Origin of the sequence: Microbacterium sp. NPDC076768, from assembly GCF_040687205.1 — a bacterium.
Lineage (GTDB): Bacteria > Actinomycetota > Actinomycetes > Actinomycetales > Microbacteriaceae > Microbacterium.
Genome location: NZ_JBFBMU010000004.1, coordinates 127,032 through 148,897 on the forward strand (window position 1 = coordinate 127,032; position 21,866 = coordinate 148,897).

Annotated in this window: 32 protein-coding genes and 1 pseudogene; 7 read left to right on the forward strand and 26 right to left on the reverse strand. The window is 68.4% G+C overall.

All coding sequences use genetic code 11. The annotated features are described in order from the left end of the window. The first annotated feature begins 9 nt into the window (after positions 1–9). Positions 10–1,185 carry a thiolase family protein gene (locus AB0O87_RS14890; protein WP_005055005.1) on the forward strand — a complete coding sequence of 392 codons (1,176 nt, stop codon included), beginning with the start codon at positions 10–12 and terminating at the stop codon, positions 1,183–1,185. Positions 1,186–1,744: 559 nt separating this feature from the next. Here AB0O87_RS14890 and AB0O87_RS14895 read toward each other — a convergent pair. Both AB0O87_RS14895 and AB0O87_RS14900 read right to left on the reverse strand, forming a co-directional pair. Next, complete coding sequence (locus AB0O87_RS14895) at positions 1,745–1,990, reverse strand: hypothetical protein (protein WP_234001591.1); 246 nt, start codon at positions 1,988–1,990, stop codon at positions 1,745–1,747. Continuing rightward, positions 1,987–2,274, reverse strand: a complete 288-nt coding sequence (locus AB0O87_RS14900; RefSeq protein WP_234001590.1) for a hypothetical protein — start codon at positions 2,272–2,274, stop codon at positions 1,987–1,989. Before AB0O87_RS14900 ends, AB0O87_RS14895 begins: the two co-directional genes overlap by 4 nt. A 160-nt stretch (positions 2,275–2,434) precedes the next feature. Between AB0O87_RS14900 and AB0O87_RS14905 the strand changes: the two genes are divergently transcribed. Beyond that, positions 2,435–2,695 carry a hypothetical protein gene (locus AB0O87_RS14905; protein ID WP_234001589.1) on the forward strand — a complete coding sequence of 87 codons (261 nt, stop codon included), beginning with the start codon at positions 2,435–2,437 and terminating at the stop codon, positions 2,693–2,695. Beyond that, on the forward strand, positions 2,695–3,876 hold the full coding sequence (locus AB0O87_RS14910) for a hypothetical protein (protein ID WP_234001588.1): 1,182 nt from the start codon (positions 2,695–2,697) through the stop codon (positions 3,874–3,876). The genes AB0O87_RS14905 and AB0O87_RS14910 overlap by 1 nt, the downstream gene beginning before the upstream one ends. 55 nt (positions 3,877–3,931) lie before the next feature. On the opposite strand, the gene AB0O87_RS14915 is transcribed toward AB0O87_RS14910, so the two are convergent. Continuing rightward, positions 3,932–4,516, reverse strand: coding sequence for a hypothetical protein (locus tag AB0O87_RS14915; RefSeq protein ID WP_234001587.1), 585 nt, complete (start codon positions 4,514–4,516; stop codon positions 3,932–3,934). Positions 4,517–4,621: 105 nt separating this feature from the next. On the opposite strand from AB0O87_RS14915, the gene AB0O87_RS14920 reads away from it, so the two are divergent. Together AB0O87_RS14920 and AB0O87_RS14925 are read left to right on the forward strand one after the other, a co-directional pair. After that, complete coding sequence (locus tag AB0O87_RS14920) at positions 4,622–5,128, forward strand: hypothetical protein (RefSeq protein WP_363517650.1); 507 nt, start codon at positions 4,622–4,624, stop codon at positions 5,126–5,128. 109 nt (positions 5,129–5,237) lie between these two features. Next, positions 5,238–5,822 carry a hypothetical protein gene (locus AB0O87_RS14925; RefSeq protein ID WP_234001584.1) on the forward strand — a complete coding sequence of 195 codons (585 nt, stop codon included), beginning with the start codon at positions 5,238–5,240 and terminating at the stop codon, positions 5,820–5,822. A 36-nt stretch (positions 5,823–5,858) separates the two neighbouring features. Here the strand turns inward: AB0O87_RS14925 and AB0O87_RS14930 are convergent, their stop codons facing one another. The 5 genes from AB0O87_RS14930 to AB0O87_RS14950 all read right to left on the reverse strand — a co-directional run bounded on the left by AB0O87_RS14930 (position 5,859) and on the right by AB0O87_RS14950 (position 8,401). Continuing rightward, a complete protein-coding gene (locus AB0O87_RS14930) occupies positions 5,859–6,224 on the reverse strand; it encodes a hypothetical protein (RefSeq protein ID WP_234001583.1) in 366 nt (121 codons plus the stop codon). Positions 6,225–6,344: 120 nt separating this feature from the next. Further along, complete coding sequence (locus tag AB0O87_RS14935; protein ID WP_234001582.1) at positions 6,345–6,860, reverse strand: hypothetical protein; 516 nt, start codon at positions 6,858–6,860, stop codon at positions 6,345–6,347. Between the two features lie 124 nt (positions 6,861–6,984). Then, a complete protein-coding gene (locus tag AB0O87_RS14940; RefSeq protein ID WP_363517654.1) occupies positions 6,985–7,404 on the reverse strand; it encodes a hypothetical protein in 420 nt (139 codons plus the stop codon). Positions 7,405–7,461: 57 nt separating this feature from the next. Next, entirely contained in the window at positions 7,462–7,845 is a 384-nt protein-coding gene (locus AB0O87_RS14945) for a hypothetical protein (protein ID WP_363517657.1), read from the reverse strand. A 124-nt stretch (positions 7,846–7,969) separates the two neighbouring features. Then, positions 7,970–8,401 carry a DUF6573 family protein gene (locus AB0O87_RS14950; protein ID WP_234001580.1) on the reverse strand — a complete coding sequence of 144 codons (432 nt, stop codon included), beginning with the start codon at positions 8,399–8,401 and terminating at the stop codon, positions 7,970–7,972. Between the two features lie 106 nt (positions 8,402–8,507). On the opposite strand from AB0O87_RS14950, the pseudogene AB0O87_RS14955 reads away from it, so the two are divergent. Further along, positions 8,508–8,840 (forward strand): annotated as a pseudogene (locus AB0O87_RS14955) (DUF1643 domain-containing protein); the annotation flags it as partial. Positions 8,841–8,932: 92 nt separating this feature from the next. On the opposite strand, the gene AB0O87_RS14960 reads toward AB0O87_RS14955, so the two are convergent. Beyond that, the gene (locus AB0O87_RS14960; protein ID WP_001389365.1) at positions 8,933–9,697 is read right to left on the reverse strand and encodes an IS6-like element IS6100 family transposase; all 765 of its coding nucleotides are present in this window, start codon (positions 9,695–9,697) and stop codon (positions 8,933–8,935) included. Between the two features lie 204 nt (positions 9,698–9,901). Here AB0O87_RS14960 and smpB point away from each other — a divergent pair, with 204 nt between their 5' ends. Further along, positions 9,902–10,378, forward strand: a complete 477-nt coding sequence (gene smpB / locus AB0O87_RS14965) for an SsrA-binding protein SmpB (RefSeq protein ID WP_079941838.1) — start codon at positions 9,902–9,904, stop codon at positions 10,376–10,378. 181 nt (positions 10,379–10,559) lie between these two features. Here the strand turns inward: smpB and nylB are convergent, their stop codons facing one another. The 17 genes from nylB to AB0O87_RS15050 form a co-directional block, all read right to left on the reverse strand. After that, positions 10,560–11,738 carry a 6-aminohexanoate-dimer hydrolase gene (gene nylB / locus AB0O87_RS14970; protein WP_012476896.1) on the reverse strand — a complete coding sequence of 393 codons (1,179 nt, stop codon included), beginning with the start codon at positions 11,736–11,738 and terminating at the stop codon, positions 10,560–10,562. Positions 11,739–12,056: 318 nt separating this feature from the next. Continuing rightward, on the reverse strand, positions 12,057–12,821 hold the full coding sequence (locus tag AB0O87_RS14975; protein WP_001389365.1) for an IS6-like element IS6100 family transposase: 765 nt from the start codon (positions 12,819–12,821) through the stop codon (positions 12,057–12,059). Between the two features lie 266 nt (positions 12,822–13,087). Then, positions 13,088–13,432: a hypothetical protein gene (locus AB0O87_RS14980; protein WP_234001866.1), complete on the reverse strand. Its 345-nt coding sequence runs from the start codon at positions 13,430–13,432 to the stop codon at positions 13,088–13,090. Next, complete coding sequence (locus AB0O87_RS14985; RefSeq protein ID WP_234001867.1) at positions 13,429–13,713, reverse strand: hypothetical protein; 285 nt, start codon at positions 13,711–13,713, stop codon at positions 13,429–13,431. The genes AB0O87_RS14980 and AB0O87_RS14985 overlap by 4 nt, the downstream gene beginning before the upstream one ends. A 124-nt stretch (positions 13,714–13,837) precedes the next feature. After that, positions 13,838–14,416 carry a hypothetical protein gene (locus tag AB0O87_RS14990; RefSeq protein WP_234001868.1) on the reverse strand — a complete coding sequence of 193 codons (579 nt, stop codon included), beginning with the start codon at positions 14,414–14,416 and terminating at the stop codon, positions 13,838–13,840. Further along, positions 14,413–14,856, reverse strand: coding sequence for a hypothetical protein (locus AB0O87_RS14995; RefSeq protein ID WP_234001869.1), 444 nt, complete (start codon positions 14,854–14,856; stop codon positions 14,413–14,415). Before AB0O87_RS14995 ends, AB0O87_RS14990 begins: the two co-directional genes overlap by 4 nt. Before the next feature lie 69 nt (positions 14,857–14,925). Continuing rightward, a complete protein-coding gene (locus tag AB0O87_RS15000) occupies positions 14,926–15,267 on the reverse strand; it encodes a hypothetical protein (protein ID WP_234001870.1) in 342 nt (113 codons plus the stop codon). Between the two features lie 52 nt (positions 15,268–15,319). Then, on the reverse strand, positions 15,320–15,865 hold the full coding sequence (locus AB0O87_RS15005) for a hypothetical protein (RefSeq protein ID WP_234001871.1): 546 nt from the start codon (positions 15,863–15,865) through the stop codon (positions 15,320–15,322). A 134-nt stretch (positions 15,866–15,999) separates the two neighbouring features. Beyond that, positions 16,000–16,188 (reverse strand): hypothetical protein, encoded by a 189-nt coding sequence (locus tag AB0O87_RS15010; protein ID WP_234001872.1) that lies wholly within the window; start codon positions 16,186–16,188, stop codon positions 16,000–16,002. Positions 16,189–16,307: 119 nt separating this feature from the next. Then, positions 16,308–16,520, reverse strand: a complete 213-nt coding sequence (locus AB0O87_RS15015) for a hypothetical protein (RefSeq protein WP_234001873.1) — start codon at positions 16,518–16,520, stop codon at positions 16,308–16,310. A 160-nt stretch (positions 16,521–16,680) separates the two neighbouring features. Beyond that, positions 16,681–16,953, reverse strand: coding sequence for a hypothetical protein (locus tag AB0O87_RS15020; protein ID WP_234001874.1), 273 nt, complete (start codon positions 16,951–16,953; stop codon positions 16,681–16,683). 122 nt (positions 16,954–17,075) lie between these two features. Further along, entirely contained in the window at positions 17,076–17,474 is a 399-nt protein-coding gene (locus AB0O87_RS15025; RefSeq protein ID WP_234001875.1) for a hypothetical protein, read from the reverse strand. 131 nt (positions 17,475–17,605) lie between these two features. Beyond that, positions 17,606–18,004 (reverse strand): hypothetical protein, encoded by a 399-nt coding sequence (locus AB0O87_RS15030; RefSeq protein WP_234001876.1) that lies wholly within the window; start codon positions 18,002–18,004, stop codon positions 17,606–17,608. Between the two features lie 155 nt (positions 18,005–18,159). Next, positions 18,160–18,543, reverse strand: coding sequence for a hypothetical protein (locus AB0O87_RS15035; protein ID WP_234001877.1), 384 nt, complete (start codon positions 18,541–18,543; stop codon positions 18,160–18,162). 109 nt (positions 18,544–18,652) lie between these two features. Continuing rightward, complete coding sequence (locus AB0O87_RS15040) at positions 18,653–19,231, reverse strand: hypothetical protein (RefSeq protein ID WP_234001878.1); 579 nt, start codon at positions 19,229–19,231, stop codon at positions 18,653–18,655. A gap of 143 nt (positions 19,232–19,374) precedes the next feature. Then, a complete protein-coding gene (locus AB0O87_RS15045) occupies positions 19,375–20,385 on the reverse strand; it encodes a DUF4192 family protein (RefSeq protein ID WP_234001879.1) in 1,011 nt (336 codons plus the stop codon). Between the two features lie 241 nt (positions 20,386–20,626). Then, the gene (locus AB0O87_RS15050) at positions 20,627–21,511 is read right to left on the reverse strand and encodes a hypothetical protein (protein ID WP_234001880.1); all 885 of its coding nucleotides are present in this window, start codon (positions 21,509–21,511) and stop codon (positions 20,627–20,629) included. Positions 21,512–21,866 lie beyond the last annotated feature (355 nt).

The following is a 21,866-nucleotide window of genomic DNA, read 5'->3' on the forward strand; positions in this document are numbered from 1 at the left end:
GAGCCCGCCATGACCGCGAGCTTTGTCTACGATGCTGTCCGCACCCCCTTCGGGCGGGCGGGTGGCGCGCTCAGCGGCATCCGGCCCGACGATCTCGCCGCAGTCGTCATGAAGGCGACCGTCGCGCGCATGGGCCTCGACCCCGCGCGCATCGATGACGTGATCTTCGGCGATGCGAACCAAGCAGGAGAGGACAACCGCGACGTCGCCCGTTTCGGGGCGCTGCTGGCAGGCTTCCCCACCAGTGTCACCGGCGTGACCGTCAACCGACTCTGCTCGTCGTCGCTGGAAGCGGTGATCCAGGCCGCCCGCGCTGTCGAGACCGGCGACGCCGGTCTCGTGCTCGCCGGCGGAGTGGAGTCGATGAGCCGGGCGCCGTTCATCGTGGAGAAGTCGCCGAGGCCGTGGCCGGCGGTCGGTAACCAGACACTGTGGAACACCTCCATCGGGTGGCGGATGACCAACCCGAAGCTGCCGAAGCAGTGGACCATCTCCAATGGAGAATCGGCGGAGAAGATCGCCCGAGAGTGGGGAATCTCCCGAGATGCCCAGGACGAGTTCGCCGTGCGCTCTCACCGGCTGGCAGCTAAAGCGTGGGCTGACGGGGTCTACGATGGCGAGATCGTGCACGTGCCAGGGGCCGACCTGGCACGCGACGAGGGCATCCGGGACGACACTTCCGTGGACAAGCTCGCCGGGCTTACTCCGCTGTTCGCGCGCGACGGCGAAGGCACCGTCACCGCCGGCAACTCCTCGCCGATCAACGACGGCGCTTCCGCCGTTCTGATCGCCGCGGAGGGTGCGCTGCCCGGCGAGCCACTCGCGCGGATTGCGGGACGCGGGGCGCATGGCGTCGATCCGCATCTGTTCCCGATCGCGCCGATCGAGGCGGCGAACAAGGCGCTCGCACGCGCCGGCCGGTCCTGGGCCGATGTCGACGTGGTCGAGCTCAACGAGGCGTTCGCTTCACAGTCGCTCGCATGCGTCGCCGGGTGGCCTGAACTTGATCCTGAGCGGGTCAACATCCACGGCGGAGCGCTGGCCATCGGCCATCCGCTGGGCGCTTCGGGGGGCCGCATTCTCGGGCATGCCGCGCATGAGCTTGCGCGACGCGGAGGCGGCGTCGCCGTCGTGGCGATCTGCATCGGCGTGGGTCAAGGCCTCGCCGTCGTGCTGGAACGGTGACAGTGAGACCGCGAGCATCCGTTCGTGGTGGGGTCATTGGCAGTCCCAGAGTCAACCGAAGCTTCAGCATTCCCCTCCGACGTTCTTCCTCGACGGTGAGATGCTCGAGCTCGGCCAGCTGCAGTGACCTCCAGCGCTCTCGCCGCCGTGACAGGCCGCTGACCAGACAGGGTCGGCGCGTCAGAGAGCGGTGTAGGAATCCGCCATTTCCCGTGGAATCCTGAGTCCGGGACCACCGCCAACTAGCGTGGAATCCCTGGGGTTATCCGCCATCTCGAGCGGGAACCTACAGTGATCTGGCCGGCGTGCGCGGGTGCGCGATCCTCGTCAGTGGGGCCGAGCCCTTCCCAGAGGTCGGGGCGGTTCTCGTGGATCCAGGCGCAGATGGCGGCCCAGTCCGCGACGCCGGACGGGTACTGGTTGGTGGTTGCCATGGTGTCCTCCCGGATCGTTGGTTAGTGAATGTGACATTCACAGCCTAGGGAGGGGGTCGGACATCGCACGGGGACATCGCGACTGCGTCGCTGGGGGCGACGGAGTCGCCGCCGCCCCCAGCTGGCTAGTGCATCTGTTTGGCGATGCCGGCCGCGGCACTGACGACGCGACGGGGGATGCCGAAGAGATCGGCGGGGCCGGATGCGACGCCGTTGCTCCACACCTTCCCGACGCGCCATCCGATGGGGAACCGGATGGCGGTCGTGGTGTAGGTGGCCCCGGATTCGAGGGGGCCGGCGATCACGCCGAGCGGGCTGACCTCGACGTACCATCGGCCAACCGTCCGGGAGCCGCCCTCGTGGCCGGTCATGCGCCGGCGCTCTCGAGCGGCTGCGCGACGTGTGCCGGCAGCGCGCGCAGCGCGGCACGGGTCACCCACTCGTCGGCGGTCTCGTCGAGCTGGCCGAGCTCGATGATCGGGCCCTGGTCGTCGTGGTGGATGAACAGCGATCCGTACTCTCGGCCGTCGACGTAAAGGTAGATGTTCCCGGCGTAGGCGCCGATCTCGCCGTTGTCGAACAGTCCGTCGCGGGCGTCGGGTTCGCCCAGGTCGATCTCTTCCTGGCGGTGGCCGAAGTTGAGGGTGAGTTTCATGGTGTCCTCCCTGGTAGGTGGTGAATGTGACATTCATAGGCTACGGTGGGGGTCCGACATTGCGCCGGCGAGCGAGCGAGGGCACTCTGTGTCCGCGAAGACGCCGGGATGCGGCCTATACCCCTCAGACGGGCACAAGCCCGCGACGAGAGGAGGAGCGATGCCGAGTCGCGAAGAGGTAGACGATGTCCTGCAGCGCGTGGGGCTGGCGGCGATCTCGTACTACCCAGAGATCCACATCGACGAGCCCGACTACACCGTCGACACCGACGTTGACTGGTGCCTCGAGCCGGTGACCGACCTGACCGATGAGCAACGCGCCCCGCTGCGAGAGGCGGTCGGCCTGGCGATCACCAACCCGACAGCTCACCGGTACGCCCTGTTCCAGATCTTGCTCGAGCTGGCGCCCGCGGACTCGTAATGTCCGCCGGCGTCGACGACACGTCGGCGCGATCGAATGGCGGAGCACCAGACCCACACGCGGCATGGCTGCGCGCGGGGCAGGCCCGTCAACAGGCGAAGCGCGCCGACCAAGGACAGGATGCCGCGGCGAGCGCCGCGGCAGAGCGAGAGCGTGAGTACAAGAGGCGCTATCGCGAAGAGCATCGCGAGGAGATCCGCGCGTACCGGGCGCAGTATCACGCTGAGAACCGGGATGAAGTGAACCGGAAAAACCGGGAGTACATGCGTGAGCGGTCGCGGAAGATGCGAGCGCAGAAGGAGCGGCGCGAGAAGGACCGCGAGCGGGTGCGGCGGTGGACCGAGGCCAATTCTGAGCGCAAGCGCGAGACGATCCGGCGGTGGCATGCGGAGCACCCGGAGAAGACGGCGGAGTACTCGCGGCGCTACTACGAGCGCAACCGTGAGGCGGTGCTGGCCAGGGCGAGACAGCGCCGAGATCAGAGCCCGGAGAAGGTGAAGGCGTCGGCGCGGGACTGGCAGCAGCGCAACCGTGACCGTCTGACCGAGTGGCAGCGGCAGTATCGGGCTGAGAACCCGGATGTGTATGAGCGGGCGCTGCAGTCCAACCGTGAGTCGAAGCGGTTGGCTCGCCGCCTCAAGTCGTTGGGGTTGCCGGCAAAGCGCGTGCGTCGGTCCCCGGCAGCAGAGCGGCGGACGCATGAGGCAGAGTCGCGGGAGTTCTTCGAGCGGGACCGGGCGGCGAGCGCGCGGAAGCGGGTCATGGCGGAGTACACACCGCTGGATCAGGCGGCGCTCGAGGCGTGGCGCTCGAAGTCGCCATTGGCGCGTCGACGGGATGCGCAGCTGTCGCGGTTCCGGCGGAAGCTGACGACGGGCGCAGCCATGGTGGCGAAGATCCGTGAAGAGGTTCGGATGGATGCCGTCGCGCGGCGACTGCGGGGAGACAGCATCGACGCGCCCGCGGAGCTGCGTCAGCGGGTCTTCGACGCCGCAGGGGGCCGGGAGTACCTTGCCGCGGGTGGCGATCGCCACACGGCGGCGCTGATGCTCGAGGAGTCCCTGGATGGGCTGGTCAAGCCTGTCGCGCTCCCGGATGGGCGGGGCATGGTCTGGGTGCCGGAGCACACTCGCGCAGGACGGGAGATCGCCGGTCACTGGCGCAGGCGCCCCGGCGCGTGAGCAGCTGCGCGGTGAGGAGTGCGGGGCGTCCCTGTGTGGGGCGCCCCGCACTCGCTCAGCTGGCTGCGGCGAGCGCGTAGCTGCGAGCGCGCCAGCGGGGGATGCGCACTCGCACGCCGTGGTGGTCGATCACGCGGAGCACGTCGCGCTCGACGACCTCGAAGACGGTCGCCGCGGTGGTCTGGAGCCCGCCTCCGAACGTGAAGGCCTCCGCGAAGCGGATGCGGTCACCGCGGCGGACGCGGGGCTTGGCCTCCTCGAGCTCGAGGTTCGCCCAGCACGCCGTGCGCCACTGCTTCGCGTACTCGTGATCGGTCGGGGTGAGTGCCTCGAGCACGCGGCGGGGAGCGTGGACGGCGCCGGGGCCGACCGTCTCGTCCATGTCCTTGTACGTGAAGTTGTAGTAGCTGGACGGGGCGACGGAATAGAGCACGACGAACGCGAAGACCTCCCCGGCGTGCGGGTGGCCCTCGTCGTAGCACACCGCGGCATAGAACTCGAAGGGCCAGTCGTAGCTCCCGCCGACGTAGTCGGGGTCGCGGCGGGTGCCGCTGGCGATGATCGTGGCGTTGGTGAAGTAGTCCGCGAAGTAGTCGCGGACGCTGACGCCGGCCGTCTTGTGAGTGGATGTGGCACCCATGGTGTCCTCCTCGATTGCTAGTGAATGTGACATTCACAGGCTACGGGAGGCCTCCGACATTGACGATCGCCGACGTCGATGGTGGGGCTGTGAGACGATGCGTCGATGACGACGACGGATCGCACTGGGGCGGTGGGCGGGCTGCGGATGCCGGCCGTGTGGGATCGGGCCTCCTTCGAGGCGGTGGGATTCGTGGGGTTCGTTCCGTTCGCGAATCTTGCGGCCGCGGGGGTGCCGACTGAGGCGGGGATCTATGTGGTGCTGCGTCCGGCGTCGGCGTCGCCGGAGCTGCTCGAGCTGACGCGAGCGCGGGCGGGGTCTACCTACCCGTTGGACGACCTCGCGTCGCGGTGGGTGCCGGGGACGCCGGTGGTGTACATCGGCAAGGCAGAGGCGAAGGTGGGCGGGCTGCGCAAGCGGCTGGGACAGTTCGCGCGGAAGGGCGCCAGCCACCAGGGCGGGCGTTCGATCTGGCAGCTGGCCGATCAAGACGAGCTGCTCGTCGCGTGGCTGACGACGCCGGGGGAATCTGCCGAGGACGTGGAAGTCCGATACCGTGCCGCGTTCGCCGACGTGTATGGTCGCTGGCCGTTCGCGAACCGGAAGCGATGAGGGCAGGCGGTTGATGAGAGGGTGGCGGGGCTGCTGCACACGGGTCTCGCTGGCGTTGACTTCTCCGGGGATCTAGGTTGCTACCGCTGGCCTGTGTACGCTCTCGGCCATGAGGGCAGACAGGTTTGAGGACGTGGAGCTCGGCGCGTTTGAGCGCTTCTATGACGAGCGACCCTTCGAGGGGCGCAGCTATCCCGGCCCATACTTCGAGACCGAGATCGCGTCGGGCATGAAGCGCGGGTTAGCGGTGTCCGTGGAGGGGCCCACGGTCGATGATGCGCGTGCGCTCATGGATCAGGTGAGGGCCATCATCGCCCGCCCGCTGCCCACCCAAGAGATGTACTCTGCGCTGCTCGAGACATTCCCCAAGGCGTTCCCCTGGAATACCCCAAGACAGATGAGCTATGCCGTCACGCCGAGTGCCATTTGCGTCGGAAGGGAGGGAGACTACTCGGTCCACTTCGACGTCGACTCGGAGGACGACACTCTCGTCGACTACTGGCCTGTCGTGTGGCTTGACCGTGACGGCAACATTCTGAGCGCTCACGCCGATGGCGGACGTGGCGTATATCCCGGAGGTCGGGACTACACACTCCCGGAGTCGACCGAGGCGTTGGTGCGCTCCTGGCCGTCGAAGAACATTTGGGCAGAGGATGTCGCGACCCGTCTGGACAAACTGGACGGGCTGGGCTGAGCCCCGCGTTCGTCGGCGGGGCCCAGCGTTGGGGTGTCAGCCTCGTGCGGCTGCCAGCTCGGCGTCGATCCGGCGCCGCTCGCCGCCGGGGTGGGTGCTGCCCAGCAGCACGACGCGGCGATCCCATGCGACCTCGCCCGTGAGCGAGTCGACCCAGTCGGTGACGTCGGCGCGCTGCGCCTCGGTCAGCTGGTCGACGGCCAGGCCGGGCAGGATCGTGTCGGGCAGGGTGAGGGTCTTGCGCAGGTACTCGAAGTCGACCTCGTTGCGCCAGGCGCGCTCCGACTCGATGAACCGGTCGATCTGCGCGGTGTCGGGGTGCCACTGGCATCCGCCGATGCAGGCCTCCTCGGGGTCGACGGACTGAAACCAGACGGCGTGTACGGTGCGGTTGGTGGTCATGGCATCCTCCCGGATTGCTAGTGAATGTGACATTCACAGGCTACGAGTGGCCTCCGACATTGGCTGCGGCGAGCGCCGCGAGGGGCGGGGCGGGCGGTGTGCCCGCCCCGCCGGGTTGGGCTACTCGCGCTCCCAGTCGGTGACTTCCGCGTCGATCGAGTCGGCGACGTAGTTGTCGGATCGGAGCGACTCGATCACGTCTTCGACGGTGTACGCCTCGGTCGCGAGGTCTTCCGCTTCGTCTGACGTGCGAGCGGTGACCGAGACGGTGACGCGCTGGGTCAGCGTGACGGAGAGGGTCACCCGGAAGTCGCGCTCGCGCGGGGTGCCGCCGATCGCTTCCACGAGCCGGTCGTACTCGGAACAGAAGCCCTCATCGTTGGCAATCTGCTCGCCCCTCTCCCAGATCGCCGCGAGGCGGTCGTCTGCCGCGTTGGTGATCGGCAGCTGCAGGCGCTCGATCTCCCGCTGCTGCCGTTCGACGGTCAGCGCGAGATCCGCGGCCCGCGCCTCTGCCGCGACGAGATCGGCCTGAGTGCGGGCCATCTCTCCGGCGTAGCCGCCGCGACGGTCGGTGACCGGGGCGGGCATGTCGAGCTGGCCCTGTGCGAACTCGATGCTGGTGGTGGTTGCCATGGTGTCCTCCTTGGAACGTAGGCGGTGAATGTGACATTCACAGGCTACGGGAGGCCTCCGACATTGGCTTCGGCGAGCGCGACAGTGCCCCGCCGAACGATCCCGGCGGGGCACTGAGCGGGCGTCAGCTGACGGGTGGGGTGAGTGCCGCCAGGATCGCTCTGAGCGCGTCCACGGCCCCGTCGCGGGCTTCGAAGACGGCATCCATGGTGTCGGCCTCGGTGGAGCGCTCCGCCTCCTCGATCGCCGCCTGCGCCGTGTCGGTCAGCTCGCGCAGCCGGTCAAGGTCTGCGGCGAGCGCGAGCGGCGCCGCGTGCTGGTGGATGTGCAGCGTCCAGCCGTCGTCGGTCGGGGTGGCCCAGACGGTGGCGATCGCCTGTCCTTCGGGGTTGTCGAAGTCGACCTTGCCGAAGTCGTCGCCATGGTGGGCGAGGATGCGTGCGCGGTCGTCGGCGGGCATCGAGTACAGGTGCGAGTTGCTCGGTGTCCAGGCGGACGGCTCGGCACGGCTGCCGGTGTCGTAGGGGGTGAGTGCGGTGGTCATGGTCGGTCCTTTCGTGCTGAGTGCCGGGGCGGGCGTGGTGCCCGCCCCGGCGGGATGTCAGCGGGTAATGAGCCCGGCAATGATCCGGTCGACGGAATCCGCGGAGACGGTGATCGCACACGGGATGCAGACCTCCGTGCGGGTGTGGCGGATGTCGTCGTGGTCAAGGATCGTGACGACGTAGTTGGTCGCGTCCTGCGTGCCGCACTCGGCGCAGGCGTAGCCCACCGGCTCAGCCTCGGGCTCCTCGTCGACGTCGGCGACGTCGAGCCCCTGGCGGGCCAGCTCGACGGCCTGACCGACCCAGTAGGCGACGGCCTGGTCGTCGACGACGAACGCGCCGTCGTCGATCGCCTCGACGAGCGAGCCGCCGTGGTTGCTGGTCATGCGCTCGAGGATCGTTCGCGAGATCTCGTCGGTGGTGAGTGGTGTGGTTGCCATGGTGTCCTCCTTGGAACGTAGGTGGTGAATGTGACATTCACAGGCTACGGGAGGCCTCCGACATTGGCTGCGGCGAGCGCGAGAGTGCCCCGCCGGGATGATCCGGCGGGGCACTCTCAGGGGTTCAGTCTTCGCCGGGGAGGGCGATGATGATGCAGGCCTGGCCGGTGAGGTTGTAGCCCTCGATGCTCACGCGGAGCGGCTGGCGGCTGGCGGTGGTGGCGTTGCTGGGGTTGCCGGATCGCGTGGTGTTCGGCACGCGCAGCACGTAGGTCTCGCGGGGGATGAGATCGCCGGCTACCTGCCGGGCGGTGGGGCGGATGACGTTGAGCACGTCCCAGAATCGGGCGTCCTCGCTCTGCCAGCTGCCCTCACGGGTCCACTGCACCGCGGCCTCGTAGGCGGCACGGGTGAGCAGCACCGTCAGTCGGTATCCGGCCTCGAGTGCGGTGGCGGGGTTGAAGTGCAGCAGGATGCCGTCTGCGACGGCTTCCTCTGCGGTGTAGACGGCGATGATCTCTGCGCCCTCGAACGGGTTTTCGTTCTGCTCGGTCATGGTGTCCTCCCGGATCGTTAGCTAGTGAATGTGACGCTTACACTCTAAGCGAGGGGTCTGACATTGGCCCGCTGGGGGCGCAGGGCGATGGGGGACAGTGGCACGCATGACTGAGACGTGGATCTACGAGCGCACGGCGGACAACTCCGCGCGCTTCGTGCTGGGCACGGTGGGCGTAAACCCTCTCGTGTGCGTCGGCGTGAACCCCAGCACCGCGGCGCCGGGAGACCTCGATCTCACCGTCAGCAAGGTCATGGGTTTCGCGGCCCGCAACGGGTTCGACAGCTGGGTGATGCTGAACCTCTACCCGCAGAGATCCACCGACCCCAAGGGCATGCACCTGGCGCACGATCCGGCGCTGAAAGCCGAGAATGAGCGACACATCGCCGATCTCATCGGCGGGCGTCAGCTCACAATCCTTGCCGCGTGGGGCGAGCTGATCCGATCCCGCACCTACCTCCCGCGGATGCTTCAAGGGGCTCTGTTGCAAAGATTGGCGGCAGTCAGAGGTAGGCTGTCGCTCTGCGCCGATCAGGCGGCTGCTGCGAAATGGTGGTTGAGCATGCCCATGGCCTCCGTCAGCGCCGAGGGCCCAATGCCAAAAGCTCTCTCCACAAGGCGCACCTCGCCCCTGATGCCGGGCTGCAGGCACCAGGGGCGAGCCTGTCCTTTGCGCAGGGCTCGCATGACTTCGAATCCCTTGATCGTGGCATAGGCCGTGGGGATCGATTTGAAACCGCGCACCGGCTTGATCAGTATCTTGAGCTTTCCGTGATCGGCCTCGATCACGTTATTGAGATACTTCACCTGCCGGTGGGCCGTCTCCCGGTCCAGCTTTCCTTCGCGCTTCAATTCGGTGATCGCTGCACCATAGCTCGGCGCTTTGTCGGTATTGAGCGTGGCAGGCTTTTCCCAGTGCTTCAGGCCTCGCAGGGCCTTGCCCAGGAACCGCTTCGCTGCCTTGGCGCTGCGGGTCGGCGACAGGTAGAAATCGATCGTGTCGCCCCGCTTGTCGACTGCCCGGTACAGGTAGGTCCACTTGCCCCGCACCTTGACGTAGGTTTCATCCAGGCGCCAGCTCGGATCAAAGCCACGCCGCCAGAACCAGCGCAGCCGCTTCTCCATCTCCGGGGCGTAGCACTGGACCCAGCGATAGATCGTCGTATGGTCGACCGAAATGCCGCGTTCCGCCAGCATTTCCTCAAGGTCGCGATAGCTGATCGGATAGCGACAATACCAGCGCACCGCCCACAGGATCACATCACCCTGGAAATGGCGCCACTTGAAATCCGTCATCGTTCCGTCCGTCCAATCTCCGCCAAGCATGCTCAAGCTTCACGATTTTTGCAACAGAGCCCTCGTGGGCGTGATCCTCTCGGCGATCGCGGCGAAGATCGCGATCACGCGGTATCTGCGGGTCTAGCGGCGAGGGTGCGGTAGGCTGGATCCTCGCGCGTGAGCGCGGATCCCGCACCAGCCCGACGGCAGAAAGGATGTGACATGCCCAAGGAGACCGGCGAGAAGCTGATCGCCTCCAACAAGAAGGCCCGGCACGAGTACAACATCCTCGACACCTACGAGGCGGGCCTGGTGCTCACCGGCAGCGAGGTGAAATCGCTGCGCATGGGGCGCGCGTCGCTCGTCGACGGCTACGTCTTCATCGAGCGCGGCGAGGCCTGGCTCGACGCGGCGTACATCCCCGAGTACCTCAACGGGTCGTGGACCAACCACGCGCCGCGCCGCAAGCGCAAGCTGCTGCTGCATCGCCAGCAGATCGACAAGCTCTACCAGAAGACCCGCGAGGGCGGCATGACGATCGTGCCGCTGCGCCTGTACTTCCTGGACGGCCGCGCGAAGGTCGAGATCGCCCTCGCGAAGGGCAAGAAGGAATACGACAAGCGGCAGACGCTGCGCGAACGGCAGGACAAGCGCGAGGCCGAGCGGGCCATGCGCAGCAAGAACCGGCTGGGGGAGTAGCGCCCGCGACCCGGTGCGATTCAGTCGGCCCGGGCGAGCCGGGCGGCCCCGCCGGTTGAGCGGGCCCCCGCTGGTTGAGCGAGCGGAGCGAGTCGAAACCCGGGGCGGTCGGGTTTCGACTCGTCGCTGCGCTCCTCGCTCAACCGGCGGGGGAGGCCCGCCGCGAGCGGAGCGACCGTGGCTACACTGCGTCGAGCGCGCGGCTGACGTCGAGCAGGATCCCGTTCTGCAGCCGGTGCCAGTGCTCGGTGTCGGGATCGGGCCACGACGACAGCTTGACGATCACGGAGTCGGTGAGCGGGTCGAGCCACAGATTCTGCCCGTGGATGCCGATGCCGCTCACGTTGCCGCGCTCGTTGCCCGTGCACCACCACTGGCGGGTGTAGCTGCCGTCGGGGAAGGTGTTCGTGAAGCCCTTGTCGGTCATCGCCTCGTGCGATCCGCCGGCGAGTACGCGACGCACCCAGTCCTCGGAGACCACGCGGCCACCGGGGGCGACGCCGCCGTCGAGCATCATGCGCCCCACGCGCGCGAGATCCCGCGCCGTGCAGGAGACGCCGCCGTGCGCGAAGCCGAAACCCGTCGTGTCGACGGTGATGGTAGCGTCGCGGTCGGCGTCGAGCTTCGCCCACAGGTACGTGGAGAGCGCTTCGACGTAGCGCAGACCGGTGACCCGTTCGACGATCCAGGCGAGTACGTCGGTGTTCGCCGAGCAGTACTGGAACTCGCCGGTGCTGCCGTCGCCGCGGAGGGTGGTGAGGAACTCGTAGGTGTCGGCCGGGTCGCCGTGGCGGCGCGTGCGCCAGCCGGCCGAGCGACCGTGGGTCTGCACCTCGGATGCGGGATCGACGTAGTCCTCGTTGTAGTCGATCGAGATCTGCATGTCGAGCACCTGCAGCACGGAGGGCCCGTCGTAGACGGAGCCGGCGAGCTCGGGTACATACTCGGTGACGGGCTGCGCGGGATCGATGCGCCCCTCGTCGACCAGTGCTCCGACGACCGTGCCGCACAGCGACTTCGAGACGCTCATCAGCAGGTGACGGTCGTCGGGCGCGAAGCCGGCGCGGTAGTACTCGGCCACGACCTCCGTTCCGCGCAGCACGAGGAAGGCGTCGGTGTAGGTCTGTTCGAGGCGCTGTTCGAGGTCGGGAAGCTGCGCCGCGATCGCGCCGAGCCGCGCGAGGGCATGACCGGGCGCGTTCACCGGGCGCCGCGAGACCGCTGCCGAGGGCACCATCTCGCCGAGGTGAGCGAAGGCCCAGCGGTTGTGCGGGGGCTCCTGCCAGCTGTCGAGCGTCGGTTCACCCGCGGCGGCGTCGGGGTATCGGGCGGGGTGCGAGCCGGTGGTGGGCGTGTTCATCGAGCGTCTCCGAAGGTGTGGCCGCGGCGGGTGAAGAGGTAGTACAGTCCGCCGCTGACGATCATCGCAACGGGAGCGGAGAGATCGATGTAGCCCATGGCCTCGGCGATCGCGCCGCTCCAGAAGTCGGTGGTGAGGAAGAAGGAGGCGGCTGCGCCGCCGATGATCCCCGCGGCGAGGCCGGGAATGCTGAAGCCACCGGTGTACCAGTACTTGGCCCCCGGGCGCTCATCGAAGAGATCGAGGCCATCGTATCGGTTGCGGGGCTCTGTTGCAAAGATTGGCGGCAGTCAGAGGTAGGCTGTCGCTCTGCGCCGATCAGGCGGCTGCTGCGAAATGGTGGTTGAGCATGCCCATGGCCTCCGTCAGCGCCGAGGGCCCAATGCCAAAAGCTCTCTCCACAAGGCGCACCTCGCCCCTGATGCCGGGCTGCAGGCACCAGGGGCGAGCCTGTCCTTTGCGCAGGGCTCGCATGACTTCGAATCCCTTGATCGTGGCATAGGCCGTGGGGATCGATTTGAAACCGCGCACCGGCTTGATCAGTATCTTGAGCTTTCCGTGATCGGCCTCGATCACGTTATTGAGATACTTCACCTGCCGGTGGGCCGTCTCCCGGTCCAGCTTTCCTTCGCGCTTCAATTCGGTGATCGCTGCACCATAGCTCGGCGCTTTGTCGGTATTGAGCGTGGCAGGCTTTTCCCAGTGCTTCAGGCCTCGCAGGGCCTTGCCCAGGAACCGCTTCGCTGCCTTGGCGCTGCGGGTCGGCGACAGGTAGAAATCGATCGTGTCGCCCCGCTTGTCGACTGCCCGGTACAGGTAGGTCCACTTGCCCCGCACCTTGACGTAGGTTTCATCCAGGCGCCAGCTCGGATCAAAGCCACGCCGCCAGAACCAGCGCAGCCGCTTCTCCATCTCCGGGGCGTAGCACTGGACCCAGCGATAGATCGTCGTATGGTCGACCGAAATGCCGCGTTCCGCCAGCATTTCCTCAAGGTCGCGATAGCTGATCGGATAGCGACAATACCAGCGCACCGCCCACAGGATCACATCACCCTGGAAATGGCGCCACTTGAAATCCGTCATCGTTCCGTCCGTCCAATCTCCGCCAAGCATGCTCAAGCTTCACGATTTTTGCAACAGAGCCCTTCAAGGCATCGCCTCGGTAACGGATGCCTCGGGCTGCGACTGGGTGTCGATCGGTGATCTGCTCAAGAGCGGGCATCCTCGGCATCCGTCACGCGCCCGCTACGCCTGGCCGTTGCAGAGCTTCGACGTGGCGAGCTATCTGCGCTAGGCGCTGGCAGGCCTGGCGGTGCCCCGCCGGTTGATCCCGGCGGGGCACCGTGCGGCTATCCCTCGTCGTGCGGCCATTCCAGGCGGGGGTCGAAGTGGAACCGCTCGCGGCCCTCGTTGTGTGCGAGATCGTCGCTGCGCGCGTCGTACTCGTCCTCGCTGAGCCGTGAGCCGTGCCCGTTGGCCCAGGGCAGCGGGTCGCGGTCGCCGTCGCTTTCGGCAAGCCAGGTCTCGCGCATGATGTGATCGGCGGTGCCGGTGTGGCCCAACTCGTCGAACAGGTCGGCGAGGATGCGGGCCTCGGTCATGTTGATCGCCGCGAAGACATCATCGTGCCAGCCGCCGATCATGTCGGCCGCGGCCGCGACGACGGCGAGGTCGGGGATCGTTCCGCTGCTCATCGCTGCACCTTCCCCAGTCCCCAGTCGGCTCGTTCCTGGTCGGCCATCCACACGGCCCGGTCGAGCGCGGTGTGAATGTCGACGCCGCGGGCGTCGGCCAGGTGCACGAGATCGGTGAGCACGTCGCGGATCGCCTGATCCGGTTCGCTCGGCTCGTCGTCGTACCAGGCCGCGATGAGCGTGTGCATGCGGAACTGCGCTCGCCGCAGGGTGTCGGTCTCGGTGCGGTTGTCCAGCTCGCGGCTCATCTCGAGCTCGAGCTGCGTGGTGGGGTTTGCCATGGTGTCCTCCCGGATCGTTGGCTAGTGAATGTGACATTTACAGCCTAGGGGAAGGGTCAGACATTGGCCGCGGCGAGCGCGACGGTGCCCCGCCGGATGATCCCGGCGGGGCACCGTGTAGGGGTCAGCTGCGGATGCCGCGCGCCCAGTAGAGCGCCCGCGGCAGGTCGAACCGTGCCGCGATGCTGTCGTGGGCGATGTGCAGCGCGCTCGCCGCGTACCGGCGCGTCGGCAGGGGAGCGACGGTCTGCGGGTGCACGTCGCGCGGGGCTGCCTGATGTGGGGTGCTGCCGGTCAGGATGCGGCGTGCCGTGCCCTGGTAGGCGCGGTCGGTGTGGCGGGTGCTGATCTGGAAGGCCACGAAGCCCGGCCCGCCCCACGGCGCGGCGTACTGCGTGTCGAACAGTCGCCACGTCTCGGTGATCGTCCGCGCGGCCGGATCGAAGCTGCGCGTGTGGATGACCGCTTCCGGGTCGTCCGGTCGTTCAGCCTCGATCGCTTCCAGCGCCGTGCCCAGCCTGGCGAGCACGCGGCGAGCGCGGGCGATCTGATCGCGGGTGCTGATCGCATCGTGGTCGCCGCGGTCGATCGAGTGCACCCACTCGTCGCACGCCCACGCGGTGAGCGGAAACGTCTCAAGGCAGGCCCAGTCGCGGAACGCCTCGACGATCGGGTTGCGCCTGGTGGCGCTCGCCGCGGTCACGGTGCCACAACCCGCAGGGAGCGCAGCCAGTCGACTTCCTGGGCGTCCAGGACGTGCCCGGCGGTGATCCAGTCGGCGGCATCGTCGGTGCCGTCGAGATCGCGGAGGGTGTACACCTGGCTGGGTGCGTCGTCGTGTTCGGGGTTGCCGTCGTAGATCGTGCCGTCGTTGAGGAACACCCGGACGTGGCTGGTGGCCTCGGTGGTGTCTATCTGAGCGACGGCCGCGCCGTCGATGAGAGACACGTACCCGTGCACGTCGATGCCCGCGGCCTCGCCCGCATGGTCGGCGACAGCCCGCTCGGCGGCGCCGGTCGCGAGCGCGCGGATCGCGTCTGCGTCCACGTCGCCCTGCCCGAGCGCTTGGGTGAGCCCGTCGATGTCTTCGTAGTTGAGCGCGATCGTCTCGGCGACGATCTCGCTGATCGGTTTGGTTGCCATGGTGTCCTCCCGGATCGTTGGCTAGTGAATGTGACATTCACAGCGTAGGGGAGGTCGCCGACATGGCGATCAGTCGTGCAGTACCTCGGTCGCCCAGGCGGGGTTGAATGTCCCCTCGGCGCGCGCTTGTGCCTCCGCGTGGAGTTCGATGGCGAATGCCCAGATGGGATGCTCGGCCCGTTCGTAGACCGCGATGCGGGTGCCTGGCATGGTCTCCCGCTTGCGTCGCCTCACAAGCTGGGCTGTGCCGAGCCGCTTTAGGAGAGCGTGGATCGTGCTGGTCGGCAGGGAGACGGCTCTGGCTACGTCAGGGATGGTGAATCGGCCGTCCTCCGACTCGGCGATCGCGGCCGCGATTGCGAGCGCGTGTCTGCTGCCGAAGAACACGAGGGAGAGGTCTTGCTGATTCATGCGGTCGAGTATGGCAGCGAGGCCCGCTCATGAGCCTCGCTGCCGCCACCCGCTACATCTGTCCGACATCCCGCGCCATGCGCTCGCGGAACGCCGTGCACGCCGCGTCGATGACGGCGGCACGGTAGGCGCTGCTCTTGGCCGCAGGGAGGGTCGCGAGGGCGTCTCGGAGAGCGGTGCGGGTGCTGTAGTGCAGAGCCTCAGATGCTTTGTGCGCTGAGCGGGTGCTGATGTCGTGGGTGATCCGCTCGATGATCTCCGGCACGCTGAGCGGAGGCAGCTCGAAGCGATAGCCGGCGAGGTCGGCCAGGATGATCGCGCGCTGCCGATCCGTGAGCGGGGTACCGTACCCGCTACTGGGGTACAGCTCGAGGTCTCCGCTGCGGCCAGCCCGGATGTTCACGCGCACGTAGGGGCGCTCTGCGCGGCCGATGCGCACGTTGCTGATGCGCTCGCCGCTGTCGGGGTCGATCGGGCAGAGGTCGGCGCGCGGCTCGCCGAGGGTGGGGCCTGGCTCGTGGCTGCGTGCGTCGGAGACCTCCCAGGTCAGTCCGGCCGCGGTGAGTCGGTCGCCGAAGGTGAGGGGTGCGGTTGCCATGGTGTCCTCCCGGATCGTTGGCTAGTGAATGTGACGTTCACAGCCTACGGGTGGGGTCGGACACTGCGGCGAGCGCGGCAGCGCCCCGCCGGTCAGTTCCGGCGGGGCGCTGCGGGAGGGGTCGTGTAGGTCGCCTACTGGGGGGAGAGTGCGTTGGTGACCTGGGTCTTGATCTCTTCGGCGGCGAGGATCATCGCGCCGTCCTGGTGCGATTCGCCGTAGGCCGCGATTACGCCCGCGATTGCTCCCCATTCGGCCGCGGCCAGGGTCACCGGGATCGGCGTCGGCTGTGATCCGGTGGGCGATCCGTTCTCGCTGGTCATGGTGTCCTCCTGGGTGTTAGGTAGTGAATGTGATGTTCACAATGTAGGCGGCGGGGCGGACATTGGCGCGAGCGCGAGAGCGCCCCGCCGTTAGATCCCGGCGGGGCGCTCTCGGTGTGTCAGTAGCCCTCGTCGGTGCGGGCGAGGGTGTCGATGATCCGTAGTCCGTCGTGGAGGGGGATGGTGACGGTGGACAGGAGCGCGTAGCCCTGTGCGCCGTAGGCGTTCAGGTCTTCCTCGCGCTGCTGGCGAGCGCGGTTGCTGGCGATCTCGCCCTCCGCCTCGGTGTACTGGCGGGTGTCGATGGTGATGAATCGAGTGCGGTTTGCCATGGTGTCCTCCCGGATCGGTGGCTAGTGAATGTGACATTCACAGCCTACGGGTGGCCTCCGACATTGGAATTGCCCACGGGTATAGGCCTAGGTTTCGGGGGTTCGCGGACATCGCAGGGCGGTGCCCCGCGACCGTCGCCGCGAGGCACCGTCCGAGGGCCTATGCGCCGGGGCACTCGGTGTCGATGTCGTCCTGGTCGAGCGGCAACAGTCCGCACGCCTGGCAGGTCGTCGTCCCGGTGAAGCGGCCGCTCTGCCACTGGTGCGCGACCGGCGAGGCGGGTGCGTCCTCGTCGTCGGTGTCCATGGTCGCGGTCGCGCCGCAGTCCAGGCACCGGGCGGCGACGTCGCCGTTGAGGGTGACGACGACGCCGGGGACGCCGGAGAGCCATTCGATGTTGGTGTGGTCGCAGTCGGTGGTGGTGGTCGCCATGGTGTCCTCCCGGATCGTTGGCTAGTGAATGTGACGTTCACAGCCTACGGTGGGGGTCAGACATCGGCGGCGAGCGCGCGCGACGGTGCCCCGCCGGTCTCCCGGAAGGGCACCGCGTGCGGTCAGGCCGCGTCGAGCGGCGTCCAGTCCCGCTCGTGGGCGGGGGTGTAGTCGATCAGTGCGGCCAGGCGGTCGCGTGCGGCCTGTAGCGCCTCGATCTCGGCGTCGTTGCTGTCCCCCTCCGCGGCGGCGAAGGTGTCCTCGATCAGACCGGCGATCTCCTTCTGTGCCGCCTCGTCAATGAGGGTGAGGCGGGCGATCTCGCCGTCCGGGTAGCGGGCATCCAGCGCCGCGGCGTTTTGATAGTCGAAGGCCCACTGTTCGCCGAGGATCGCGAATGCCGCGGCGATGTCGCGGTCGCGGTCGCCGGTGCTGATCGCTACGTAGCCGCGGTTCAGGCCGGTGCCGACGTGCGGGTGCAGGTCGGCGTGGTCGGGGCCGAAGGTGATGTACGTGGTCATGGTGTCCTCCCGGATCGTTTGCTAGTGAATGTGACGTTCACAGCCTAGGGCGGGGGTCGGACATCGCCACGGGGTGGCGAGCGTGAGCGCCCCGACCGGGGTCGCGGGGCGCTCACGCTCGCTGGGTGCGGTTATGCCTTCCAGGTGCCTTCCCAGCCCTCGGGGAGACGCACGCCGTGCTCGCCGTGTTCGTCGGTCTGGTGCAGGTACACGAGCACGTCGCCGGGGTCGGGGTCGGCCTCGTACTGCGGCACGGTGCGCTCGGCGGTGTTGATCTGGCCGACGCTGTTGTAGCGCACGTCCACGTCGATCGCGCGCAGGTAGCCGTCCTCGACGTTGACGTGCTGATCGCAGCGCGGGCACCACAGCACTGTGCGCTCGCCGTAGTCGGTCGGTTCGTCGAGCTCGACGATGCGCAGCGCGGGGAAGTCGGCTGCTTCGATCTCGTGCATGACGCTCCACAGCCGGTCGATCAGGTCGTCGGCAGGGATGGGGGGAGCGGCCGTAGCCGCGGTGTCGGTGGTGGTCATCGTGTCCTCCTGGGAACGGTGAAGGCCTGCGGCGAGCGCGGGCGGGGGATTGGAACTCGAGGTGCTCCCGCCGAGGGGCTCGGCATAGCCGGCCCCTCGGCGCGTGTGGTGCTCGCCGCCGCCGGGGTAGGTGTGCACCCGGCGGCGGCGAGGGGTCAGACGGCTTCGACCAGTCCAGGGCTGACGCGCCAGCCGTTGGCGAGCGTGTACGACTTGGGGTTGGTGCGGACGATGAGCGTCTCGACTCCGGCCAGCCCGTCGCGGGTGGTGCGAGGGTTGGCGATGATGCGCACGCGGGTTCCGGGGATCAGGCTCGGCAGCGCGGCCGCGATCGCTTGCAGAGCGGCGGCGAGCGCGTCGTCGCTGTGGCCGGTCGGCTCGACGGTGGCGGTGCGGGCGAGGGTGTAGACCTTGCCGGGTTCGGTGAGGGCTGCGATCTTCGCCTTGGTGCGGACGAAGTCGATCAGCACGTACTCGGTGCCGCGGAAGCGGAACGTGTCGCCGGGGGTGCGGGTGATGAGGGTGGTGGTGTCGGTCATGGCGTCCTCCTTGGACTCTCGACGGTGAATGTGACATTCACAGGCTACGGGTGGCCTCCGACATTGGCCGGGGCGGGCGGCGCGGTCTGCGCGCCCGCCCCGGCGTGGGTCACTGGGAGGCGATCGCCGCGGTGATCTCGGCGGTGACGCGCTCGCGCTTGGCGTCGGCATCACGCCCTGGCTCGAAGTGCCCGAACGCGGTCAGGTAGGCCTCGATCTGCCCGCGCAGGTACTCGGTGTTGCTGGCGTCGGAGTTGAGGCCGATGATCGCGTAGCGCGCTGCGCTCGCCGCGGCCCGCCATCCGCTCTGTGTGAGGCCGTGGGGGTCGCCCTCGGGGAGCGAGTAGGACTGCTCGATCTGGCCGTCGTGCGCGGTGTACTTGGTGACGGTGCGCTCGGTGACCACGACGACATCCAGGTAGTCGGGGTCGCCCTGCCCGCCGAGGGGCACCCACACCTGGGGGTCGTCGTCGGGGTGGTCGGCGTCGATGCGGGCGAGCAGGGTGGGCATGGCTGGGTCGAGGGTGAACGGGTCGCTGAGGCTGTAGTCGTCCCACGCCTGGCGCAGTTCGTTCGGCTCGATGGTCGTCCAGCCCTCGTCGAACTCGGCGCGCAGCGGTGCGTGGAAGCGGATCGCCCGCTCGACGGCTGCGCGGATGTCGTGGACGTTGTTGATGGTGTCGGTCATGGTGTCCTCCCGGAACGTTGGTTAGTGAATGTGACATTCACAGGCTACGGGTGGCCTCCGACATCGCGCGGGGACATCGCGAGTGCGACATGGCGGACAGGGGAGTGCCCCGCCGGGTTGTTCCGGCGGGGCACTCGTGGCGCTCAGCGGGTGAACGCCCAGTCGGGGAGCGTGCCGGTCGCGCAGAGGGTGGCGACGATCTGGCTCATGCCGTGGTCGGGGTCGATCGCGAGTGCGCGGTCGGTGTAGACGGTGGCGTGAGTGGAGCGGCCCAGCCCCCAGGACAGCCAGGCGGCGGCGGCGAGCAGGTTAGGGCGCTCCTGGTCGTCGGCGTAGGCGGCAAGGTGCCGCACGAGCGCGAGGCCCGCCGTGAGCCGGTCGGCGTCGGGCCGCTCGCCCTGCCCGACCAGGATGCGGGCGATGCCCTCGGGGATCGGCGCGCCCATGATCGAGTGGCCGATCTGCGCGGCCAGCGCGCGGGTGCCGGTGTCGCGGTCGGTGGCCCACTGGATGAGGGCCACGTCGCGCCACAGCGGGATGCCGATGCCGGTGAGCAGGATCGCGGCCTGGCGGGTGTCGAGGTCGGCGGGGTCGCCGGTCAGGGCGGCCTCCGCGACGGTGACGAAGTCCGCGAGGGCGTCGTCGTCCATCCGCGCGGCCGCGAACGCGATCCGTGCGGCACGCGCCGGGTCGGCGTCGGGGATGCTCGCCCCGGCGGTCTGCGAGGCCGCGACCTTCTCGCGCAGCGCGTCCGGGGTCGCGATCTCGGCGACCGGTCGCGGTGCCTCGCCGGTCAGGTGGCTGCCGTAGCCGTCGCTGGCGACGTAGAGCACGTCCACCAGGTGCAGTCCCTGCCGGTCGGCGACATCGGTGATCTGTTGGCCGATATCGCGGGTGCTGTCGGCATCCCCTGTGGCGTAGATCACGGCGGCTACGCCGGTCACGCGAGGCACCCGGCAGACCAGGCCCAGCCCGGTGTGCACGAGCGTCGCGGCATCCGCGTCGAGGTCGAGTCGCATCGCCCCGATCGTGCGTGCCGCCTCGAACGGCACGAGCACGAGCGAGTCCTGCGGGGTGAAGCCGAGCAGCGCGGGCACGAGGCCGAGGAAGTCGCGCGGGGTGCCCGCCTTGATGGTGGTCGGTGTGGTGGCCATGGTGTCCTCCCGGAACGTTGGTTAGTGAATGTGACATTCACAGGCTACGGGTGGCCTCCGACATTGGTCAGTGCACGACAGAGCGCCCCCCGCCGGTAGGTGGCGAGGGCGCTCCGAGAGGGGTGTCAGTGGCCCGAGCAGCCGCAGCAGTCCAGGCACTCGGTGTGGATGTTCGGACACGCGATCTCGTCCATGTGCGGGGTTCCGCACACCCGGCAGACCGCCGGGATCGGGGTGCCGGTCATTCGGCGTCTCCGTCCGTCGTGCCGTCGCTCCACGTCACGGTGAAGTCCAGACTCAGCGCGTCGATGATCTGGTCGAACGGGATCGAGCCGTTGCCGTCGTCGTTGCCGTGGATCGAGAAGAACCCGACGCGCTCACCGTCCCAGAACGGGATCACGTAGGCGTCCCAGCCGCCCATCCACTCGGCGGTGTAGACCTTGCTTGTCGCTGCCTCGGCGTGCTCGATCCAGCGGTGCACGATGGGGCTGATGTCGGCCTCGCATGCGATCCGCCGGTCATCGTGCCACCCGGTGGCGGTGAGCAGCTCGTCGCCGTGACGCTCGGTGACCTCGGCGTAGTCGAACGCCGCAGCGAACAGGTCGCTGTAGTTGTGGCCCCACTCGTCGGTCACGGTGACCTTCTGCACCCGGCGCGGCTCGGCGGGCTCGGTGGGCACCGGAACCCGCGTGCCTTCCAGCCCGTCCGCCAACCACCGTGCCGCGGCCGCGAGATCACCTGACCCGTCCAGCGCAGCCCGCAGACGCGCGATCGACTCGGCGAGGTCGTCGGGCACCAGGCCGCTCTCACGGTCGTTGCAGCGCTGCCCGCCGATGTAGGAGTACTCGATCGACCCGGCCTCGTCCGCATCCCGCGTATCCCACTCGATCCGCACGCCCACGACAGCGCCGGGGAACCGACCCGACACAGCCTCAGCGAAGTCCTCCACGCCTTCCGGCTCGTACTTGGTATTGCCGTCCAGCGCCCAGCCCGCCCCCGTCACCGGGCCGTAGGAGAGATCGCTGATGTTGCCTTCCAGATGACGCTCCACAGCCTCATCCAGCAGACGGCCCGTGGTGCCCTCGGCCTCCTCGATGTCGACGGAGACGGTGATGTAGTGACCCATGGTGTCCTCCCAGGGTTGTTAGTGAATGTGACATTCACAGCCTAGGATGGGGGTCAGACATCGAGGCGCGCAGCGCCGACCCCACCGTGACCAGCCCTCCCACCCCAGCCATGAGCACGGGGGAGAGGGGATGAGCCGGCACCGCCGGCGGACCCCACCCGAGGCCGTAAGCGCCCCCGCAGCGCCACCCCGACCTGCTCCCCGCACCACAGGCACCGGCCACTCTCGAACCGCCAGCCAGCGGGCCGCACACCGCACCCACCGGAGGTCCGCGCAGCGGTCCGACCCCGCGCGCAGCGCCCGGCCTGCCGGGCGCCCGTCCCTGCGAGCGCAGCGAGCGGGGCACACGGGAAGG

What these genes read in the sequence shown, in the direction of transcription:
- AB0O87_RS14890 (WP_005055005.1), top strand. Translation starts at nt 10, where the DNA reads ATGACCGCGAGCTTTGTCTACGATGCTGTCCGCACCCCCTTCGGGCGG.
- AB0O87_RS14895 (WP_234001591.1), bottom strand. Translation starts at nt 1,990, where the DNA reads ATGACCGGCCACGAGGGCGGCTCCCGGACGGTTGGCCGATGGTACGTC.
- AB0O87_RS14900 (WP_234001590.1), bottom strand. Translation starts at nt 2,274, where the DNA reads ATGAAACTCACCCTCAACTTCGGCCACCGCCAGGAAGAGATCGACCTG.
- AB0O87_RS14905 (WP_234001589.1), top strand. Translation starts at nt 2,435, where the DNA reads ATGCCGAGTCGCGAAGAGGTAGACGATGTCCTGCAGCGCGTGGGGCTG.
- AB0O87_RS14910 (WP_234001588.1), top strand. Translation starts at nt 2,695, where the DNA reads ATGTCCGCCGGCGTCGACGACACGTCGGCGCGATCGAATGGCGGAGCA.
- AB0O87_RS14915 (WP_234001587.1), bottom strand. Translation starts at nt 4,516, where the DNA reads ATGGGTGCCACATCCACTCACAAGACGGCCGGCGTCAGCGTCCGCGAC.
- AB0O87_RS14920 (WP_363517650.1), top strand. Translation starts at nt 4,622, where the DNA reads ATGACGACGACGGATCGCACTGGGGCGGTGGGCGGGCTGCGGATGCCG.
- AB0O87_RS14925 (WP_234001584.1), top strand. Translation starts at nt 5,238, where the DNA reads ATGAGGGCAGACAGGTTTGAGGACGTGGAGCTCGGCGCGTTTGAGCGC.
- AB0O87_RS14930 (WP_234001583.1), bottom strand. Translation starts at nt 6,224, where the DNA reads ATGACCACCAACCGCACCGTACACGCCGTCTGGTTTCAGTCCGTCGAC.
- AB0O87_RS14935 (WP_234001582.1), bottom strand. Translation starts at nt 6,860, where the DNA reads ATGGCAACCACCACCAGCATCGAGTTCGCACAGGGCCAGCTCGACATG.
- AB0O87_RS14940 (WP_363517654.1), bottom strand. Translation starts at nt 7,404, where the DNA reads ATGACCACCGCACTCACCCCCTACGACACCGGCAGCCGTGCCGAGCCG.
- AB0O87_RS14945 (WP_363517657.1), bottom strand. Translation starts at nt 7,845, where the DNA reads ATGGCAACCACACCACTCACCACCGACGAGATCTCGCGAACGATCCTC.
- AB0O87_RS14950 (WP_234001580.1), bottom strand. Translation starts at nt 8,401, where the DNA reads ATGACCGAGCAGAACGAAAACCCGTTCGAGGGCGCAGAGATCATCGCC.
- AB0O87_RS14960 (WP_001389365.1), bottom strand. Translation starts at nt 9,697, where the DNA reads ATGACGGATTTCAAGTGGCGCCATTTCCAGGGTGATGTGATCCTGTGG.
- smpB (WP_079941838.1), top strand. Translation starts at nt 9,902, where the DNA reads ATGCCCAAGGAGACCGGCGAGAAGCTGATCGCCTCCAACAAGAAGGCC.
- nylB (WP_012476896.1), bottom strand. Translation starts at nt 11,738, where the DNA reads ATGAACACGCCCACCACCGGCTCGCACCCCGCCCGATACCCCGACGCC.
- AB0O87_RS14975 (WP_001389365.1), bottom strand. Translation starts at nt 12,821, where the DNA reads ATGACGGATTTCAAGTGGCGCCATTTCCAGGGTGATGTGATCCTGTGG.
- AB0O87_RS14980 (WP_234001866.1), bottom strand. Translation starts at nt 13,432, where the DNA reads ATGAGCAGCGGAACGATCCCCGACCTCGCCGTCGTCGCGGCCGCGGCC.
- AB0O87_RS14985 (WP_234001867.1), bottom strand. Translation starts at nt 13,713, where the DNA reads ATGGCAAACCCCACCACGCAGCTCGAGCTCGAGATGAGCCGCGAGCTG.
- AB0O87_RS14995 (WP_234001869.1), bottom strand. Translation starts at nt 14,856, where the DNA reads ATGGCAACCAAACCGATCAGCGAGATCGTCGCCGAGACGATCGCGCTC.
- AB0O87_RS15000 (WP_234001870.1), bottom strand. Translation starts at nt 15,267, where the DNA reads ATGAATCAGCAAGACCTCTCCCTCGTGTTCTTCGGCAGCAGACACGCG.
- AB0O87_RS15005 (WP_234001871.1), bottom strand. Translation starts at nt 15,865, where the DNA reads ATGGCAACCGCACCCCTCACCTTCGGCGACCGACTCACCGCGGCCGGA.
- AB0O87_RS15010 (WP_234001872.1), bottom strand. Translation starts at nt 16,188, where the DNA reads ATGACCAGCGAGAACGGATCGCCCACCGGATCACAGCCGACGCCGATC.
- AB0O87_RS15015 (WP_234001873.1), bottom strand. Translation starts at nt 16,520, where the DNA reads ATGGCAAACCGCACTCGATTCATCACCATCGACACCCGCCAGTACACC.
- AB0O87_RS15020 (WP_234001874.1), bottom strand. Translation starts at nt 16,953, where the DNA reads ATGGCGACCACCACCACCGACTGCGACCACACCAACATCGAATGGCTC.
- AB0O87_RS15025 (WP_234001875.1), bottom strand. Translation starts at nt 17,474, where the DNA reads ATGACCACGTACATCACCTTCGGCCCCGACCACGCCGACCTGCACCCG.
- AB0O87_RS15030 (WP_234001876.1), bottom strand. Translation starts at nt 18,004, where the DNA reads ATGACCACCACCGACACCGCGGCTACGGCCGCTCCCCCCATCCCTGCC.
- AB0O87_RS15035 (WP_234001877.1), bottom strand. Translation starts at nt 18,543, where the DNA reads ATGACCGACACCACCACCCTCATCACCCGCACCCCCGGCGACACGTTC.
- AB0O87_RS15040 (WP_234001878.1), bottom strand. Translation starts at nt 19,231, where the DNA reads ATGACCGACACCATCAACAACGTCCACGACATCCGCGCAGCCGTCGAG.
- AB0O87_RS15045 (WP_234001879.1), bottom strand. Translation starts at nt 20,385, where the DNA reads ATGGCCACCACACCGACCACCATCAAGGCGGGCACCCCGCGCGACTTC.
- AB0O87_RS15050 (WP_234001880.1), bottom strand. Translation starts at nt 21,511, where the DNA reads ATGGGTCACTACATCACCGTCTCCGTCGACATCGAGGAGGCCGAGGGC.